16 protein-coding genes are annotated in these 18,914 nt (G+C 41.4%); 8 read left to right on the top strand and 8 right to left on the bottom strand.

Going from position 1 to position 18,914, the window contains the following annotated elements; translation table 11 throughout:
* Nucleotides 1-83: 83 nt before the first annotated feature.
* From B3600_RS04520 to B3600_RS04510, 3 genes are all read right to left on the bottom strand, one after another.
* Entirely contained in the window at nt 84-305 is a 222-nt protein-coding gene (locus B3600_RS04520; protein WP_046672314.1) for a (4Fe-4S)-binding protein, read from the bottom strand.
* Between the two features lie 62 nt (nt 306-367).
* On the bottom strand, nt 368-1,609 hold the full coding sequence (locus B3600_RS04515) for an MFS transporter (protein WP_070563286.1): 1,242 nt from the start codon (nt 1,607-1,609) through the stop codon (nt 368-370).
* Nucleotides 1,610-1,823: 214 nt separating this feature from the next.
* Complete coding sequence (locus B3600_RS04510; protein WP_286752237.1) at nt 1,824-5,915, bottom strand: glycoside hydrolase family 2 TIM barrel-domain containing protein; 4,092 nt, start codon at nt 5,913-5,915, stop codon at nt 1,824-1,826.
* A gap of 338 nt (nt 5,916-6,253) precedes the next feature.
* Here B3600_RS04510 and B3600_RS04505 point away from each other — a divergent pair, with 338 nt between their 5' ends.
* Nucleotides 6,254-6,826 carry an RNA polymerase sigma factor gene (locus tag B3600_RS04505; protein ID WP_115047104.1) on the top strand — a complete coding sequence of 191 codons (573 nt, stop codon included), beginning with the start codon at nt 6,254-6,256 and terminating at the stop codon, nt 6,824-6,826.
* Between the two features lie 15 nt (nt 6,827-6,841).
* A complete protein-coding gene (locus B3600_RS04500) occupies nt 6,842-7,957 on the top strand; it encodes a S1 family peptidase (protein WP_070563283.1) in 1,116 nt (371 codons plus the stop codon).
* Nucleotides 7,958-8,036: 79 nt separating this feature from the next.
* Here the strand turns inward: B3600_RS04500 and B3600_RS04495 are convergent, their stop codons facing one another.
* Nucleotides 8,037-8,672 (bottom strand): peroxiredoxin, encoded by a 636-nt coding sequence (locus tag B3600_RS04495; RefSeq protein ID WP_070563280.1) that lies wholly within the window; start codon nt 8,670-8,672, stop codon nt 8,037-8,039.
* A gap of 413 nt (nt 8,673-9,085) precedes the next feature.
* Between B3600_RS04495 and B3600_RS04490 the strand changes: the two genes are divergently transcribed.
* Entirely contained in the window at nt 9,086-10,222 is a 1,137-nt protein-coding gene (locus tag B3600_RS04490; protein ID WP_286752236.1) for an acyl-CoA dehydrogenase, read from the top strand.
* 74 nt (nt 10,223-10,296) lie between these two features.
* Here the strand turns inward: B3600_RS04490 and B3600_RS04485 are convergent, their stop codons facing one another.
* The 4 genes from B3600_RS04485 to uvrB all read right to left on the bottom strand — a co-directional run bounded on the left by B3600_RS04485 (nt 10,297) and on the right by uvrB (nt 15,379).
* Nucleotides 10,297-10,701, bottom strand: coding sequence for a hypothetical protein (locus B3600_RS04485; RefSeq protein WP_046672308.1), 405 nt, complete (start codon nt 10,699-10,701; stop codon nt 10,297-10,299).
* A 9-nt stretch (nt 10,702-10,710) separates the two neighbouring features.
* Entirely contained in the window at nt 10,711-11,961 is a 1,251-nt protein-coding gene (locus B3600_RS04480; protein WP_286752235.1) for a glutamate-5-semialdehyde dehydrogenase, read from the bottom strand.
* Nucleotides 11,958-12,989, bottom strand: coding sequence for a glutamate 5-kinase (proB, locus tag B3600_RS04475; RefSeq protein ID WP_046672306.1), 1,032 nt, complete (start codon nt 12,987-12,989; stop codon nt 11,958-11,960). Before proB ends, B3600_RS04480 begins: the two co-directional genes overlap by 4 nt.
* Before the next feature lie 356 nt (nt 12,990-13,345).
* Complete coding sequence (gene uvrB / locus B3600_RS04470) at nt 13,346-15,379, bottom strand: excinuclease ABC subunit UvrB (protein WP_286752234.1); 2,034 nt, start codon at nt 15,377-15,379, stop codon at nt 13,346-13,348.
* A 283-nt stretch (nt 15,380-15,662) separates the two neighbouring features.
* Here uvrB and upp point away from each other — a divergent pair, with 283 nt between their 5' ends.
* The 5 genes from upp to B3600_RS04445 all read left to right on the top strand — a co-directional run bounded on the left by upp (nt 15,663) and on the right by B3600_RS04445 (nt 18,661).
* A complete protein-coding gene (upp, locus tag B3600_RS04465) occupies nt 15,663-16,310 on the top strand; it encodes a uracil phosphoribosyltransferase (RefSeq protein WP_046672304.1) in 648 nt (215 codons plus the stop codon).
* A gap of 104 nt (nt 16,311-16,414) precedes the next feature.
* Nucleotides 16,415-16,888, top strand: a complete 474-nt coding sequence (locus tag B3600_RS04460) for a ribonuclease H-like YkuK family protein (RefSeq protein ID WP_046672303.1) — start codon at nt 16,415-16,417, stop codon at nt 16,886-16,888.
* A gap of 52 nt (nt 16,889-16,940) precedes the next feature.
* Complete coding sequence (gene pnuC, locus B3600_RS04455; RefSeq protein WP_070563266.1) at nt 16,941-17,543, top strand: nicotinamide riboside transporter PnuC; 603 nt, start codon at nt 16,941-16,943, stop codon at nt 17,541-17,543.
* Between the two features lie 23 nt (nt 17,544-17,566).
* Nucleotides 17,567-18,100 carry an AAA family ATPase gene (locus B3600_RS04450; protein ID WP_070563596.1) on the top strand — a complete coding sequence of 178 codons (534 nt, stop codon included), beginning with the start codon at nt 17,567-17,569 and terminating at the stop codon, nt 18,098-18,100.
* Between the two features lie 150 nt (nt 18,101-18,250).
* Nucleotides 18,251-18,661: a BrxA/BrxB family bacilliredoxin gene (locus B3600_RS04445; RefSeq protein ID WP_070563263.1), complete on the top strand. Its 411-nt coding sequence runs from the start codon at nt 18,251-18,253 to the stop codon at nt 18,659-18,661.
* Nucleotides 18,662-18,914: the final 253 nt, after the last annotated feature.

Below are 18,914 nucleotides of genomic sequence, written 5' to 3'. Positions count from 1 at the left end.
GAGTCCCGTCCAGACCGCCAACAAGAAAAGCATCATTTAATTATAAATGATGCTTTTTTTTTGCCTTAACAATACAACAACTATTATTTTTTCAATTCGTACTGAAGTGCTCCAGAAGGGCAATGCTTGATCTGTTCAATCAATTCCGCTGTACTGGCATTTTGGGCTGTGATCCAAGGCCTATCTTTCGGATGATACACATTTGGGAGACTCTTCACGCAAACCGCAGCATGTGCACAGCGTTCAGGTATCCAAAGAACGGTTATCTCTCCATTTGGATGTGGATATCTAACTATTTTTTCCATAATTCCATCTCTCTTTAGCAATTTATATTTTAAGAACTAATAACGATAAGAACAATTTTGTTTTAAGAATTGGCTTTTCGCTTTTTAATCATACTGCTCACCCGGTAGATCATAAAAATACCGATGATAGAGAGCAGAATCACACTCATCCCCAATGTAGGATAATGTTCCAAGGGGCTTTCTTTTGTTTCTTGAACAATGATTACACCTGCTAGCGAAGCTGCCACACCTCCTGCCAGCTGCTGCAACGATGAACTGATACTCATAAATGCACCCCGATCTTTCATCTCCGGAACAGCCGTGATCAAAGCGGAAGAAGGCGTCATCCGACTTAAAATGCCCGCCATCATTAAAATGTTTAAGATAACAACAATATAAAATGGAGTAACGCCTAGGTTCGTGTAGATAAATACGACAACCATGAGCCAAAGGGAAGCGAACGCGAAAATCTTAAACTTATCGTAACGATCGCTCAATTTCCCGACGATAGGCATAATAATCAATGAAGCGATACCCGAAATCATAAACAACATCGGCAGCTGCTCGTGGCTAACTTTGAGGTTATTGACTGCAAAAGCACTTCCAAAAGGCATCATCATATAACCTCCAATGGATAGCAAGGCTGTTGCAGCAAAGCCGATACGATATTCTCGCTGTGAAAAAGTCAGCCAAAGGTGCTTTAACGCAGATTGATGTTTCTGAAGACCGATATGTGCTGTAATCGGAATGAGTTTAATTGCAATGATAATGACAATAATTAAAGCCATCACGGCAATCCATAAAAAGGCACTATGCCAGCCCCAATTGTTTGCGATATACAGACCTATCGGAATGCCTAGGACCTGGCTGGCGCCAAAGCCCATCTGTACAAAGCCCATCACACGTCCACGTTGCTGAAGCGTAAAGATATCGGTGATAATAGCCATGGAGATCGAACCAATGACTCCTCCAAAGAGGCCCGTGATAATTCGAGCAGCGACCAAAGTCCAATAATCATTGGCAAAACTACAGCAGAAAGTTCCGATAATAAAGCCAGAATAGAAAAAAAGCAGCAGCTTCTTTCGATCAAAACGATCGGCAAAACCCGCGGTAAGCAGCCCCGAAGCACCCGCGCTAAAAGCATAGGCCGAAACCGCAATGCCAAATTGAGCTGGTTTGAGATCGATGGCTTTCATCAGGATATCCCCCATCGGTGACATCACCATAAAATCAAGCACGACCGTAAATTGTGTCATGGCCAATAAAAAGACCACCAGTTTTTGGTATGCCGTAAAAGGCGCATTATCAAGTTTATTTATTTCCATACTGTCCGGTTTGCCTCGGTTTAAACTGGCCTAAAAATACAGAAGTGCGCGAACATTATATGTAATAAGTTTGCAAAATTATCGCCCGAGACCTTACCTTACCTTACCTTACGTAAAACGAAACGATCGCACTATTTAATCTTATCCTAGGTCGCCAACAAAAAAGCCAGCACCTGTTTGACAGGTGCTGGCTCAATATGCGATTTAAAGCAAATTATTCAGCGATAACAGCAAATTCAGCTCCGGAAGCATAATCATCACCACGTTGGGAGTTAAGTCCTGTAAAGCGGATATAACGTCCTTTCACAGGCTTTTCGAATCGAACAGTTTTTAATTTTTTATTCCGTTCAAAAGATCCGGACATCACATCTTCCCAGTTCTTCCCATCTTTACTCACCTGGATCTTATAATCCTTGATATCACCATTCGGTCCATCCTGTCTTGGTAGAAAAGTGAAGCCCTTAATTGTTTTGCTACTTCCAGCATCAAAATCAACCCAATGTGGATACTGTGCTACGGTAACCGAATACATCGTATGCCAAATCGAGGAAGGATCTCCATCCAATAGGTTCTTGGCATCCCCTTCACCAGTCTCCTGACTTGAAGCAAAAACAACCTCCATTGGAATGGTTTCGATTTTAGTGTATTGTTGTGTTACCTTCAATTTTTCATTTTGCTGATACCAAGCCGTTACTGTACCACCGGCGCGTAAGTCAAAAGGCGCTTTATAAACACTTGCCTTTGCATTGTTCAAACTGTATAATACGGTCTCATTTTTATTTCCCGATTGAATAGAAACTTCTCCATTTGAACTTCTTGCCAACGAAATGGGCGCGTCACCGGCAGTCGCTATCTGAGCCTTTGCTATCATATCATTGTTCTGAATCGGACGGATAATGAAACCGATAGCCGTTGGTATTGCTTTCACACGGTCCTTTTCTAACGGTGGCCCTTGTCCACAGCTATTACCACCAAGTCCTGTTACAGCTGCATCAAGATGCACGTGTACGCCCGAACTTTTTGGTAATTGATAAGGGTGCGGTGCAAAGGTCAACTCAAGCTCACTATAGTCCAAAGCGGATGTTGATAAATGCTCTTTCGCAATAAAAACAACTCCCTGTCCAGCATTATTTGTCAATGCTGTCCAACGCACATCCTCATTGTTACTCATATTTTGCGGATTAGGCCATGGCACAAACTGATCTTTTACAGTGCTTTTGTGCAATTCAATAAATTGTGCTGTCTTCCGATCAGCATAATTATTGATCGGTCCACGTCCATAATAACTATAATTGCCATACTCGGTCGGTAATTGCAAAGCATATCCCAATCGAGCTAATACAACACTTGCATTATTGGATGTAATACTCGACGACAATTCAATAGAGCCATCCTTATAAATTGTCCAGATCTGATTGCTTGTAAATTTAAAATCATCTTTGCCAAAAGGCTTATCCGTATGCTCTTTAAGCGTGTAGGTTCCCGAAGTTCCCCCCAACAAAGACGCGCCATATGGAGCTTGCGATTCAACCGTAAACGCCAAAACAACTGTTCCATCTTTCTTGGTATAACTGTTTGAAGACAAAACCTTATGTTTAAGGTTATGTAATCCTTTTTCAAACCATTGTTGGTAAGCCCAGTTGTCATTGTCAACCGGAGCACGTAGTGCATCCAATTTTGGGCCTTCGCCATCGCGGATAACTTGTTTACCGGCATATGTTAGATTATATATCGAGCCTGTTTTATTGTCAAACTTCGCGATAAACTGATCTCCTTTCACCACCTGCAAATCACCTTCTTTGGAAAGCGACGGAGCCCCTCCTTGTGCAACAGCGGAAATCAACGGTTTATTTTCAGCCGCTTTGACAAACAGTTGTTCCTCCATTTGAACAAAACCTTTGGCCGCCCAAGGTCGATCTGTATTGAGAATAAACTGTACTTTTACAAAATACTCCGATCCCGCATCTAACTGCGCATAATTTATCGGCAATATAAGCTGCTTGCGTTGGCGCGCTGTCGGCAAATCAGCGGCACTGATTGTACCTGCACTATTTTTTACTTCTACCCCATCCTTATATAGCGACCATTGAACCTGATAATCGGATAGATCTTTAAAATAATTTTTATTGAAAAGCTCAATTTTCCCCTGTTGAATATCAACAGCCTTTACGCCCGCATTTTGGTACACTTTCTTGACCTCAAAATACTGTGGTTTAGGTTTCATATCGGCAAAGATCAACCCATTATTGACAAAGGTTCCATCATTGGGTTTGTCTCCAAAGTCGCCGCCATAAGCGAGAAAGCGTTCGCCGGTCTTCTTATCGTAATAATACATGGCCTGATCAATCCAATCCCAAATGGCACCGCCCATAAAGAAGTTGGTCGATTCGATGGCTTCCCAATAATCAATTAGGTTACCAACGGCATTACCCATGGAATGTGAATACTCCGAGATATGAAATGGATATTTCAATTTGTAAGTGCCTTTTACAGCTCCTCTTACCCAGTCTATTGAGGGGTATTGATTGGACCCCATATCAACGATTGTATTGTTACGCTCGTATTGAACAGGTCTTGACGTATCGATTTTCTTGATAGCCTGATAGGCGGCCACGAAATTATCACCCGGACCGGCTTCATTTCCTAAAGACCAGATAACCACTGCCGGATGGTTGATGGTCGAATGCACCATCTCGATATTACGGGCTACATGGGCATTTTTCCATTCAGGAACATGAGAAAGAGACTCTTTGCCATAATAATATTCATGGCTTTCGATATTGGCCTCATCCTCGAGATAAATTCCATATTTATCGCATAAATAATACCAATAAGCAGGTTCTGGATAATGCGAATTCCGGACATGGTTGATATTCGCCCGTTTCATTAATTTCACCTCAGCTTCCATCTGTTCTCTGGTCACTACTTTGCCATGTTCAGGATTGGTTTCATGACGGTTGACGCCTTTCAGTTTCACCGTCTTACCATTGACATAATAATAACGTCCGGCCAAGCCAAATTCATCATCCGCAGCCTTGGTATCTTTAATCTCAACCTTTCTAAATCCAACATAGGTAGAAATAGTCTCAACCGTTTTGTTCTTTTTATCCTTCAATTCAGCCACCAAAGTATACCGATAAGGTAATTCGGCAGACCATTTATCCGGATTTTTGACGTTCAACGTTGCGGCGACGCTATTAGAAACTTGACCATCCAGGGCTGGCACAGCTGATGAAGCTTCTGTCTGATCAACAAGGGTATTCTCGTCACTGTATAGCTTATTTTTATAAAGTGAATAAACTACTTTATACCCTTCAGCTTTCTTACTACCCAGATTGCGTACAGTACTCGTAATTTTCAACGAACCATTTTCGTAATTGCTGTCCAAGTCTGGAATGGCCGCTAAATCGCGAATCTGAACTTTTGGCGTTGAAGTAAGCGAAACATCCCGAAATATCCCGGGCAATCTAAACATATCCTGATCTTCCAAAAAGGAAGCGTCCGAACTCCGGTAAACTTCAACAGCCAACACATTTTCAGCACCCTTTTTTAAGTAAGGCGAGATATTGAAAGATGCGACGTTTCTGGAATTTTTTGAAAATCCGACATATTTGCCATTTATCCACAGGTAGAAAAAGGAGTCTACACCATCAAAATTGATAAATACCTCACGACCGTCCCAATGAGTAGGTACTGTAAAGTTACGTCGGTACGATCCCACTTCATTACGGTAGACATAAGTTGTCCAATCTTGGGCTGGCGTCCGCATAACTCCACCGCGCCAATCATCGACCTTTACTTGATGATGAAAGATCACACGTTGATTGGTATAAATAGGTACACCATATTTTAAGCTTCCATCCTTCTGTATACCATAAATATTCCAGCTCATAGGGACTGGAACAGATTCCCAGGCACCCACATTATAATTCGGATCATAAAAGTCCTTTGGTCGCTCTTCCGGGGTCTTTACCCAGTTAAACTTCCAGGATCCATTGAGCGAAAGCCAATAGTTACTATGCTCGGGAAGTACTTTTCGCGCACTTTCTACGTTCTGAAAGGAGAAGAACGACGCATGCGGCAACTCCTTATTAAGTGATAATAATTGAGGCGATTCCCATTCATTCCCTTTTGGAGCCGTTGTGGCTCCATACTGGAAACCGTCGATAGATGACGTAATCGTTTGCCCTATCGTGACGGTAGTGTCCAGCGACAGCAATGAGGCTAGAATCGTTGAAAAAATAACAGAGTTTCTTAACATAATGTAATTAAGCAATTTAGTCCAGGAAACCAAATGTAACTTCATTTTGTAGTAATAACAAGCAGATTATTAAAGCACTCGATTGCGAAACTTTTTCGATACAAAAAAGATCATATCGAACTTTAAAATTGTTCTATAGGTTCTCTATTTGAGGATCGTACATAAAACAATGTAAAAACGTAAAAAATTGACCCGGCGAAAAATAACGATGTCCTCCCAAAAGAAGCTGATTCCAATAAAAAACAAATGCTTTCGGTTTCAAGGAATAAGCCTTATTTTTGGGGATAGATTTCACTTTAAACAAATAAAAGTTTACGTTTGAAAATATTTCGAAGAATTTTATTTTTCAAAGGGTTACAATTTAAGCATTAAGGTATTAATAGGTGAGTAAATTCAGTAAATCAGTCCTGCTAGAAAATGATGAGCAAATCATTGAAGGCATCAAAGACGGCAACAGCTTGGCGATAGATGCTATCTACAAGCGGTACTATCCGTCTATAAGCCATATGATCTTGCAAAACAATGGAAGTGAGGATGAAGCGAAAGATATTTTTCAAGAAGCTGTCATTGTGCTCTACGATAAAGTTTCCAAAGGGAACTTTGAGCTCAGCAGCAAACTTAAAACATATCTTTACTCGATTTGCAGAAGGCTTTGGCTTAAGCAACTCAATCGTGCTGGTTTTGGCAACAGTGACATTAGCGGTTATGAAGATTCCTTATTTGAGGAAGAAGATCTACAACAGCATCAAGAACTTGAAAAGAAGTTCGACCAAATGGAACTTGCCTTAGAGAAAATGGGAGAACCTTGTAAGACAATCTTACATGATTTCTACATCTTAAACCATTCGATGCAGGACATCTGTGATAAATTTGGTTATACCAATACAGATAATGCCAAGACTCAGAAGTATAAATGCCTACAACGGCTGAAAAAAATATTTTTTTCAACAGATTAAAATTAGTGTAACACCATGGGAACAATGAATCAAAAAGAATTTTTCGAATTAGCAGACCAGTATCTTCGCGGCGAATTATCGGCCGAAGAAAAAGCTGCATTTGAATCTTTTTGTGCTGATCAGCCCTCCTATGCTGCCCAATTACAACAACACCGCGAATTTGTTGCCAATATGAAAGAAACCAGTCAACGGCTGGATTTCAAAAATGCTTTAGCACAATCAGCAAAAGAATACCATAAAACCCAAAACAAACCCGCAAAGGTAGTTCCTATAAAACAATCAGCGGTAATTTCACTTTGGGAACGCATCAAAGCAAGTTCTTTAGTGGCTGCAGTGGTAGCGGTATTTGCAGTATTTGGCACATTATGGCTGAGCGGTTATTACAGCAACCTCGAGAAAGCATCTTCCGATTACAGTGCATTACGTAGAGACATGAACAATGTCAAAAAGAACGTCAACGCACACAACGCTGCTATCAGGGATATCAATGACAAAAAATCTGTAAAAGGTACCGAAAGCCAGTTTGGTGCAACAGGATTTATGTTGACGACAGATGGCTATGTCGTCACCAATTACCATGTCATTAGCGGGGCTGATTCGATCTATTTACAAAATAGTAAAGGCGAATCGTATAAAGCACAAATCGTACACACCGATCCAAGCAAAGACTTGGCTATCTTATACATCGCAGATAAGACCTTTAAGAAAGCTAAAAGCTTACCTTACACGTTCAAAACGTCGACTTCAGATCTTGGTGAAGATATTTATACGATCGGGTTTCCTCGGGACGAAGCAGTATATGGTCAGGGATACCTAAGTTCATCAACAGGTTATGCCGGTGATACCATCGCTTATCAGATCTCCGTACCTGTCAATCCAGGTAACAGTGGCGGTCCGGTATTGGATAGCAGAGGTAATGTGATTGGTATTATTTCCGGAAAACAACGTGGCATAGATGGTGCCGCCTTTGCAATCAAAACGAAATCAATCTTGAACGCCTTAGCGGACATACCAAGTGATTCACTGGTTACCGGTCTTAAGATCAACAAAAAGAATAGCTTGGCAGGTTTACCAAGAACAGAACAAATCAAGAAAATGCAAGACTATATCTACATGGTTAAAGTCTATTAGGAGGCATTTAGAACTTATAAAAAAGGCAACGTTTTTCAACGTTGCCTTTTTTTGTTCTTTAATTCCAAGGGCTTACTCCCTATAGATTAGGCTGTGGCGTCGTTCTCAAATACGGTTTGATCTCTTTGAAGCCTTTTGGAAATTTAGCAGGAATATCTTCTGTCTTAATCGCTGGCACAACAATAACATCTTCACCATGCTTCCAGTCAGCGGGCGTAGCGACTTGATAATCGGCAGTTAACTGTAAAGAATCAATGACCCGTAAAATTTCATCAAAATTACGACCTGTTGATGCTGGATAGGTCAGCGTCAATTTGATCTTTTTGTCAGGACCGATAATAAATACGGAACGTACGGTCGCTGTTGCGGAAGCATTTGGGTGGATCATATCGTACAATTCGGATACATGATGATCTTCATCAGCAATAACCGGAAAATTCACTTCGGTATTTTGCGTTTCATTGATATCCTTAATCCAATTCAAGTGATCGTTTACATTATCGACGCTTAGCGCAATGGCCTTCACACCCCTCTTGTCAAATTCAGATTTCAATTTTGCCGTACGGCCCAACTCTGTAGTACATACCGGCGTATAATCTGACGGGTGCGAAAAGAAAACGACCCAGCTATCTTTGATATAATCGTGAAAGTCTATTTCACCAATGGTTGTTTGCGCTTTGAAATTTGGCGCTTCATCCCCTAATCTTAAACTCATAATCTTATTTTTTAAATGTGTTTAAATTATATAGTCTACAAATATAGTAGATTAAATTTAGCAAACAAGTAATTCTTCAATTTTTTAAATTGAAATGAAAAAACTAAACTTAATCCAATTGAAAGTAAGGATTTTACACTTATAAACAAAATGAAAACCAACATGCCCCTTGCTACTTGTCCGCCCTACCCTGGCCATTACTTTCCAAAATGCTTATAATGATTAGCTCAAGTAGTTTAAAAAGTAATTTGCTATATTACTATGCTTGCATAATATATATTTTGTATATTTGAGTATGTTGGTACACCGAGCTCATAAAATGATTGTGAGTTGGGAGGAAACTTTTTGACAGCAAACCTTATTATATATACGTTATCGGCTTGGTAACTGATGAACCAAAAAACTGAAATGCCATGAATTTTGAATTAAGCGAAGAGCATAAAATGATCCGCGACGCAGCGCGGGAATTTGCCCAGGAGCTAAAGGCTGGGGCAATCGAGCGCGATGAAGCCGCAAAATTTCCAACAGATTTTGTCAAGCAAATGGGCGAACTAGGGTTTATGGGTATCATGACCCCCGAAACTTATGGCGGAGCTGGAATGGATACGTTGGCCTATGTTCTTGTGCTCGAAGAAATTGCCAAAATTGATGCCTCAGCGGCCGTTATCGTATCCGCCCACAATTCCCTGGTATTATATGGACTCAATGCTTATGGTACAGAGGAACAAAAACAAAAGTACCTGATTCCTTTAGCGAAAGGTGAAAAACTTGGTGCTTTTGCGTTGTCAGAACCTGAAGCTGGTTCGGACGCCTCCTCACAGCATACCACCGCCGAAGATAAGGGGGATCACTATCTCCTAAATGGTACAAAAAATTGGATCACCAATGGTGGCCATGCCGATATCTATCTTGTCATTGCACAGACACATCCTGAAAAAGGCCACAAAGGAATCAATGTATTGATCGTTGAAAAAGGGCTGCCGGGATTTACCATTGGTCCTAAAGAAAACAAATTGGGTATCCGTAGTTCCGATACCCATTCACTCCTATTTTCCGATGTTCAGGTTCCCAAGGAAAACCGTATCGGAGAAGATGGCTTCGGATTTAAATTTGCTATGAAAATACTCGATGGCGGTCGCATTGGGATTGCGGCACAGGCCTTAGGAATTGCTGCGGGTGCCTATGACCTTGCTTTGGCTTACTCAAAAGAACGAAAGACCTTTGGAAAACCGATTTCGGATCATCAGGCCATACAGTTTAAATTGGCCGACATGGAAGTTGATATCGAGGCAGCTCGACTTTTGACGTATAAAGCTGCCTGGACGAAAGACCAGGGGCTTCCTTACGGTAAAGAAGCTGCCATGGCCAAACTGCATGCATCTGAAGTTGCCATGAAACACACTGTCGAAGCTGTACAGATCCACGGTGGCTACGGTTACGTAAAAGAATATCATGTCGAGAGGTTAATGCGCGACGCAAAAATCACGCAAATATATGAGGGAACTTCTGAGATCCAACGTCTGGTGATTGCCCGTGAGATCCTGCGCTAAGGTCTCCGTCATGCAATGAACCCAAAAAGTTAAACACTTTTTTAGGGCTTTGCATGACGGATAGCTTTGTTAATCTAAAGACTCTTCAATTTGTTGTCGATCATAGCAAGATATTGATAATCCTGAAAGGCAAAGCTCGCCGTTTCAGCCATCGCCAGATTCAAAATAAACTTTGCTTTACGAAGTAAATTCTCCTGATTGCCATCTGTAGCATTCAAACCATCAAATAACAACGTTAAAGCCAATGGATGTAGTTGCTGAATTTGAAGATCTGTTTTGAGATATGCCGAAAGTTCATTTTCGGAAAGATTTAAAAAATAGGTCCTACTCTTTTCGAAGAATTTCTCATAAGCATCTTCAAATACTGCTGGATCAGTCGGCTCCGTAAAAGCATCATGCCCTTCTGTCCATATGCGAAGAAATTTACCAATTTCTTCGATCCAATTCATCAATACATCTTTCTTAAAACTTAATCCCATGATCTATGCTTATCTGATCTGTCCATTTCCGCGGACAATCCACTTCTCTGTTACCAATTTTTCCAATGCAAATGGTCCACGGGCATGTAACTTTTGGGTCGAGATACCTATTTCTGCACCCAGACCAAACTCACCTCCGTCCGTAAAACGTGTAGATGCATTGGCATATACCGCGGCAGCATCCACTGTATTCAAAAATTGTTCAATATGGAGTTCACTGGAAGAAACAATACATTCCGAATGTTTGGAAGAATATTTTGCGATATGCTCCAAAGCTTCGTCCAAACTGGTGACCGTCTTTATTGAACACTTCAAATCTAAAAATTCTCTTCCAAAATCGGCTTCATCTGCGCGCTTTAAATTTGAAAAATGTTGACCCTGTAATACCTCATAAGCTGTAGGGTCCGCGAAAACTTCCACCTGAACATCTTCAAAATAAGTTTTCAATTTCGTTAGGAACTCGGCAGCAACAGCACGATCGACCAAAACAGTATCTAAAGAATTACACACCGATGGCCTGGAAATTTTAGCATTGGCAACAATTTTCGCTGCCATATCCAAATCTGCTGTACGGTCCACATAAGTATGGCATACTCCTGCTCCAGTTTCAATAACTGGTACTTTAGCGTGTTCCCTGACATAATCGATCAGCGACTGTGAACCCCGTGGTATGATAATATCCACGAATTGGGTAGCTTCCAATAATTCCGAAACATGCTTCCTATCAACAGGCAACAGTTGCACAATAGTTGTTGCAATACCATACTGCTCCAAGACAGCATGGATCACTTTCAACAACGCCTCGTTGGTGTGTAACGCGTCCGAACCACCGCGCAATAGACAAACGTTACCCGACTGAATACACAATGCAGCAACGTCTATCGTCACATTAGGTCGCGATTCGTAGATGACCCCAACGACTCCGAGTGGAACCGTAATTTTCTCGATCTCCAATCCATTTGGCAATATCTTTTTTAGTAATAACTGATCTGTTGGATCTGCCAACTGAGCGATCTGCTTAACACTGTCAGCCAAACCTTTTAGACGATCGCTATTGAGCAAAAGACGATCCTTTTTGGGGTCGTCATCAGCCATACGATCCAAATCAATCTTATTGGCTTTTAATACATCAGTAGTATGTGCGATAAGACCTTCTGCGATGGCATTTAAAATAGTTATTTTGGTATCAGGAGCCAGTTGTTGCAAAATTTGTTTTGCTTTGGCCGCCGCCTGAAGTTGGTTTAAGATGGATTCACTCATAATAATACAATATCATTTGCATGTGCAATTTCTACATTTTTTTTACTGGTCTGGGACAAAGCGGATGAATCCATCTTCGCGCGGGCAACGGCAACAGTTAAGCCTTCTAGATTGACAATATTTAACACTTCTCCTTTTTCAAAATGCTCGACGATACGGGTTACCCCCACAGCGAGTAAACTTTTGTGCTTCAATAATGCTTCCTCCGCTCCACGATCAACCATCAATTCCCCTTTTATTAAACTTCCACTCGCGAGCCATTTCTTGCGGGAAGAGATCTTCTTACTTTGAGCCAGACACAATGTGCCAGTCTCGTGCTTAACCGCTTTTTGTATCGCCTCCTCGGTTTGCATACTAAAAATCACCACAGCAATCCCCATTTGATTGGCCAATCGAGCAAAGTTCAATTTCGAGGTCATTCCCCCTAATCCTACGGAAGATTTATCCTTCCTTGCCAGCCCTAAAATATCCCGGTCAATTGTTTCAATTTGCGGTATAATCTTGTTGTTTGCATCCAACACACCAGGAACGGAAGTGCTAAACAGTAATTTTTCGGCACCAAAACCAACAGCAATCAAGGTTGCCAGCTCATCATTATCTGAAAACTTCAGTTCTTTATTACTCACCACATCATTTTCATTTGCGATTGGAATAACATTGTTCCGCCACAATTCCTCATACGTATTTTTCAATTGTAGAAATTGATCCCGATTGGAAAAGTGATGTCGCTCACATAAACTCTGCGCCAATGAAATTTTAAACGGTCGGAAATAAGTAGAATACGTATTAATCAATATAGGGTTCCCAATTGCAGCAGCTGCTTTGCGTTCGGATAGCGTTCCTGTGTAGCTGGGCAGAAAACGTTTACCGGCAGCAACAGCACCTGAAGAGACCAAGACGATATTGTATTTCTTTTGTAAGGAAGCAATTTGCCTAGCGATCTCCAAAACAATACGTTCATCAACTTCTCCCTCTTTCGTGGTAATAGAAGCCGATCCAAATTTGACAACGAGAATTGGCTTTTTCATTTTTTAGTATGTTTTAGTTTAGATTTGAGCACTAATTTACTGAGAAGAATTTGATTTACGCAAAATATGTTAACAATTGAACAATATAGTTCAATCGTTAACCTTAGGAAGTACGGCCCAATCTATTAGGTCCAGGAGCATTCGTGTACCCGGCGTTTATCCCGTAGGAAATTTTACTTTGGCAGAATGCTGCGGAAAGCACAAAAAACAGTATTATGCTGTAGATTAAATGTTTCATATGTAGCCAATTTATTTACAATTGCTACAAATATGGACGGTGGAATCTTAATTTATACGCTATTTAGCGTCGTTTAACAAATCTTAAATTGATTAACAATAACTAAAACCGACTTCCTTTACGAAGGGAATCGCTCTTCATAGAGCTTCTCCAAGGAGAACATTTCATCACGATATTTCGCTGCTTCCAAGAAATCCATTTCTTTCGCTGATTTATCCATTTTCTTCCGTACGTTATCGATCGCTTTCTTCAGATCCTTCTCACTGAGATACTGCATCACTGGATCAGCTGCAATGGCCTGCGACGGATCAGGTTCAACATAAATTTTAGGTTCAATACCCGAGAAATCAGCAACAGAAGTCTGCTCTAAGATCTCCTCTCTTGTTTTGCCCACAGTACGCGGTGTAATGCCATGTTCCAAGTTATATTTCATCTGCTTGTCTCGGCGACGATTGGTTTCATCTATTGTGACGCGCATGCTATCCGTCATTTTATCCGCATACATAATAACCCGACCTTTATCATTCCGGGCCGCGCGACCAATCGTCTGAATAAGCGATCGTTCGGAACGCAGAAAGCCCTCCTTATCCGCGTCGAGAATAGCAACAAGCGTGACCTCCGGCAAATCAAGCCCCTCACGAAGTAAATTCACCCCGACCAGGATATCAAATTCACCCAAGCGGAGCCCCCGCAAGATTTCAACCCGCTCCAAGGTTTTAATTTCAGAGTGGATATAACGGACTTTTAAGTTCAGCTTGGTCATATATTTGGAAAGTTCTTCAGCCATGCGTTTGGTCAATGTAGTAGCCAAAACACGTCCTCCCTCTTTAATGCTCTTATCGACTTCTTCCAAGAAATCATCGACCTGATTAATCGCTGGTCGTACTTCAATAATTGGATCCAGAAGTCCTGTTGGGCGAATGACCTGCTCAACGACAACACCTTCGGTCTGCTGCAGTTCGTAATCGCCCGGAGTCGCCGATACATAAATCGTCTGATTTGTCAAGGATTCAAACTCCGGAAAGTTTAAAGGTCTATTATCCAAAGCCGCGGGCAACCTAAACCCATGTTCTACCAAGGAAACTTTTCGCGATCGGTCACCTCCATACATCGCACGTAATTGCGGTAAGGTCACGTGACTCTCATCAATGACCAACAGGTAATCTTCCGGAAAATAATCCAGCAAACAGAACGGACGCATCCCCGGTTGTCTACCATCAAAAAAGCGGGAATAATTTTCAATCCCCGAACAATAGCCCAGTTCACGCATCATTTCCAGATCATAATTGACCCGCTCCTCTAAACGCTTCGCCTCCAGCATTAAGCCCTCATCTTCCAGTTGCGTTTTCCGTTGCATCAATTCATCTTGGATAGCCCAGATCGATTCTTTGAATTTTTCTTTCGGTGTAACGAAGAGATTTGCTGGAAAAAGAGCAAGATCTTCCATCTTGTTGAGCGTTTTCCCTGAAATGGGATCGATCTCACTCAGTTCGTCAATTTCATCCCCAAAGAATGAAATCCGAATAGCATTATCCAAGTATGCCGGAAACACGTCCACTGTATCACCTTTAACCCGAAAGGTACCCCGTTTAAACTCTGTGGTCGTTCGCGAATATAAAATCTCCACCAACTTATGCAGGAAAGCGTTTCTAGTGACAGTCATACCGACCCCAAAACGAAAGATAGACCGGGAGAAATCTTCCGGATTTCCCATACCGTAGATACAGGATACCGAAGAGACGACAACAATATCACGCCGTCCCGACATCAATGACGACGTGGTTGCCAAACGCAGCTTTTCGATTTCCTCGTTAATCGCCAAATCCTTCTCGATGTAGGTATTTGTCGAAGCAATAAAAGCTTCGGGTTGATAATAATCGTAATAAGACACAAAATAGTTGACCGAGTTATTGGGAAAGAACTGTTTGAATTCACCGTACAACTGAGCCGCCAAAGTTTTATTGTGGCTTAAAATCAATGTCGGCTTTTGGGTTTCCTGAATCACATTGGCAACAGTAAAGGTTTTGCCCGATCCCGTTACCCCCAAAAGCGTCTGGTATTGCTCTGCCTGCTCTACCCCTGCTACCAACTGCTTAATTGCTTCTGGCTGATCGCCTGTGGGTTTGTACTCCGATGTCAATTCAAATTTCATATATTTCCTATTTCTTTAAGAAAACCATTCAGGCCTTTTCCAGCAAACATTGCACCACGCATTGCTTGAGCCCTAAGCTCAAAAACAGTTTTTGTAATCCGATGGTTTCAATCTGCTTCAAGACGATTTGTTGACCTGTGGTCCAGGCCATATCCTGCTATGGTCTTACACAAATTTACTAAAAATTTTACCATTTTAGCGCAAACTATAATAATACCATAGATGTTATTACTTTCAATTGATTATTTATTATCTTTAGCTTAACTGAACTAGCACACACGCCATGGTCACTATTCTATCTACCCAAAATAGCATTGCAAATCATTTTATTGCCGAACTGAGAGATATCACGATTCAACAGGATCGCATGCGCTTTCGTCGGAATCTGGAACGATTAGGTGAAATTTTCGCTTATGAAATCAGCAAGACGATGGCTTATAAACCTGTTGAAGTTGAAACTCCGTTAGGTGTGGCCAAAACCCATCTCTTGATGGAACAACCCGTACTCGCTACAATTCTGAGAGCGGGACTTCCCTTTCATCAGGGACTTTTAAATGTATTTGATCATGCCGACAATACCTTCATTGCGGCCTATCGGCATACCAAAAAGAGCGGTGAGTTTGAAATTCATAAAGAATATGTCAATACACCAAACTTAGATAATCGTACAGTAATCATTGTAGACCCCATGTTGGCCACAGGAAAGAGCCTTGTATTATGCTGTAAGGATCTCCTGGCCGAATATGACATCAAGGAATTACACATTGTTGCAGCCATTGCATCCGAGGAAGGACTGAATCACGTTCAGGCTTTTGTACCTACGGCGCACATCTGGGTAGGTGACGTCGACCACGAACTGACCTCAAAAGCTTATATTGTACCTGGACTCGGTGATGCCGGAGACCTGGCCTACGGTGTAAAACATCATTAATGTGGATAAATTATTTAAAACTAAATTAACACTTAGATCATTGAAATTCAGTAAATTTATATCAATGATGAAGTTTAATTTTTTTATATCTAATCTATATCGCTATGAGATGGCAAAAATACAATGGCGAATCCATTCGCTCCACGATTTTCGATGCTGTTGAGGAAGTCATTAAACGAGAAGATGCCCTAGGGAATAAGCTCAAGGTTTATATAGGCACCGATTCCCAAGTCAAGAGAGGCATCATCGACTTCGCTACAGTCATCGTCTTTCTCCGGGAACATAAAGGTGGATTTATGTTTATCCAACGGGACAAAAGGCATCACCGAATGAGCATTAAAGAAAGGATGCTGCTCGAAGTCCAAAAATCCATCGATATAGCCTATCAACTCTGCCCCCTCCTCGAAAAACACAAAGTAGACCTCGAAGTCCACGCCGACATCAACACCAATCCAAATTTCCAGTCAAATGTTGCCCTGAAAGAAGCCATGGGGTATATTATGGGTATGGGGTTTGTTTTTAAGGCTAAGCCCGAGTCCTTTGCCAGTACCAATTGCGCGAATAAACAGGTTCAATAACGGACTATAGGGCAGACTTTGTATATTTAGGGTGTAATTTTTAATACACCACATGCAGGATTTTTTTCAGCAGATTGCGCGTCAATTTGCCCAGACCTCTTGGCTCGAATGGTTAGGTACCCTGACAGGCTTTCTTTGTGTCTATTTGGCCGCTAAGCAAAATATATGGAACTGGCCAATCAGTATCATCAGCGTAGCGTCCTACGCGATTCTGTTTTATAATGCCAAACTGTACGGAGATACTGTACTACAGTTCTACTTCCTGTCCACAGCTGTGTACGGTTGGTATTATTGGATAAGACGAAAAGAAGAAAAAAAGAAACCTATCGTCAAAGCCAGCAATGGGCAGCTGCTCCTTTGCCTCCTGGCAATCCTGATCCTAACACTATCAATCGGTTATCTCCTCGATAGCAAGACAAATTCCGATGTCCCTTATATTGACGCATTCTGCACCTCCGTAAGTTTTGTTGCTCAATTTCTGATGACGCGCAAAGTGCTTCAAAATTGGCTCTTATGGGTATTTGTGGATATTTGTTATATCCCGCTCTATATACACAAAGACCTTATGCTGACCGCAGTACTCTACCTTGTTTTCACGCTCATCGCTTGGAATGGCTATCGCGATTGGCAGAAAACCTATAAAAATTTTGCGTAATATTGCTTATCAAAACGATCGATGTGGGAAAAGATTTCATAAAAATTGCCGTTGTTGGCCCCGAGTCCACCGGAAAATCAACGATGGCACAATTTCTTGCCAAGGAATTTCAGACGGTATGCGTACCCGAGTATTCACGTTATTATTGCCAAAGCCTCAACAATAAATATACCCTGCAGGACGAAGTCAATATGTTTTATGGACAGGTAGCCCTTGAGGAAGCCCTGATCCCTTTAGCGCAAGACCAGCTCCTCATCTGTGACACCACCTTTCTTACGGTAAAAATTTGGTCAGATCATCTTTTCGGTCATACGCCGCAGGAAGTGACCGATAAAATTCAACAACATGTTTATGATCTCTATCTGCTGATGGATATCGATCTACCTTGGCAGGATGATCCACTACGGGATTTTCCAGAACAGCGCGAACACTTCATGGAGATCTGGAAAAGCGAATTGAACGCCATTAATGCGAATTACCGTCTTATTTCCGGGCTCGGCGATCAACGTCTTGAAAATGGACTTCATGCGGTAAAAGATTTTCTGACATTGATTTGAGACAAGTGTCTTGACGAAGCAGCCTTTTACAGCTATATTTGTAAGCATAAAGTATAGCTGTTGTTTATACGGACTAAAAATACTTGCCCAGCGACAGAAAGCTTTATAGAAACAATTAAAATAGAATATTAACATTTTACTTAAGAAATAATGTATCCAGAATATTTAGTAACTCCAATGCGTCAAGAGTTAGTTGATGCAGGATTTGAAGAATTAAAAACTCCTGAAGCAGTTGATCAGGCTATCGCATCAGAAGGAACTGTCTTTGTGGTTGTAAACTCTGTTTGTGGTTGCGCTGCAGCAAATGCACGCCCAGCTGCAAAAGCTGCTGTAAAAAATGAAAAACACCCAGCTAAATTGGTCACTGTTTTCGCAGGTATGGAAACTGATGCTGTAAACACTGCACGTAACTACATGTTGCCTTATCCGCCATCTTCACCAGCAATGGCTTTATTTAAAGACGGAAAATTGGTACACATGATTGAAAGACATATGATTGAAGGTCGCCCGGCACAAATGATTGCTGACAATTTAGTTGCAGCATTTGACGAGTACTGTTAATCACGTATTTTGATTTTTGAATTAAAAAGGCTGTCCAAGTTATTTGGATAGCCTTTTTTGTATTTGGATAATCCGTATTCGCATTACTTTTCCTTCAGGTTGCCTTTCACTACTTTACTGATGATCTCCTGTCCCAATAATACGCGACAATTCAGCGTAGGTACTTCACGTAAAGCAATTCGATAAGTCAAAACCCCGAGTCCGCATCTCCAATAGATCTAGCCCCAAGCCTAGTTTCCGTTTATTCAAAGCT

The organism is Sphingobacterium sp. UBA2480, from assembly GCF_002341965.1.
Taxonomy (GTDB): Bacteria; Bacteroidota; Bacteroidia; order Sphingobacteriales; family Sphingobacteriaceae; genus Sphingobacterium; species Sphingobacterium multivorum.
The sequence above is the reverse complement of the archived record's forward strand: the minus strand, read 5'-3'. Positions and strand labels throughout refer to the sequence as shown.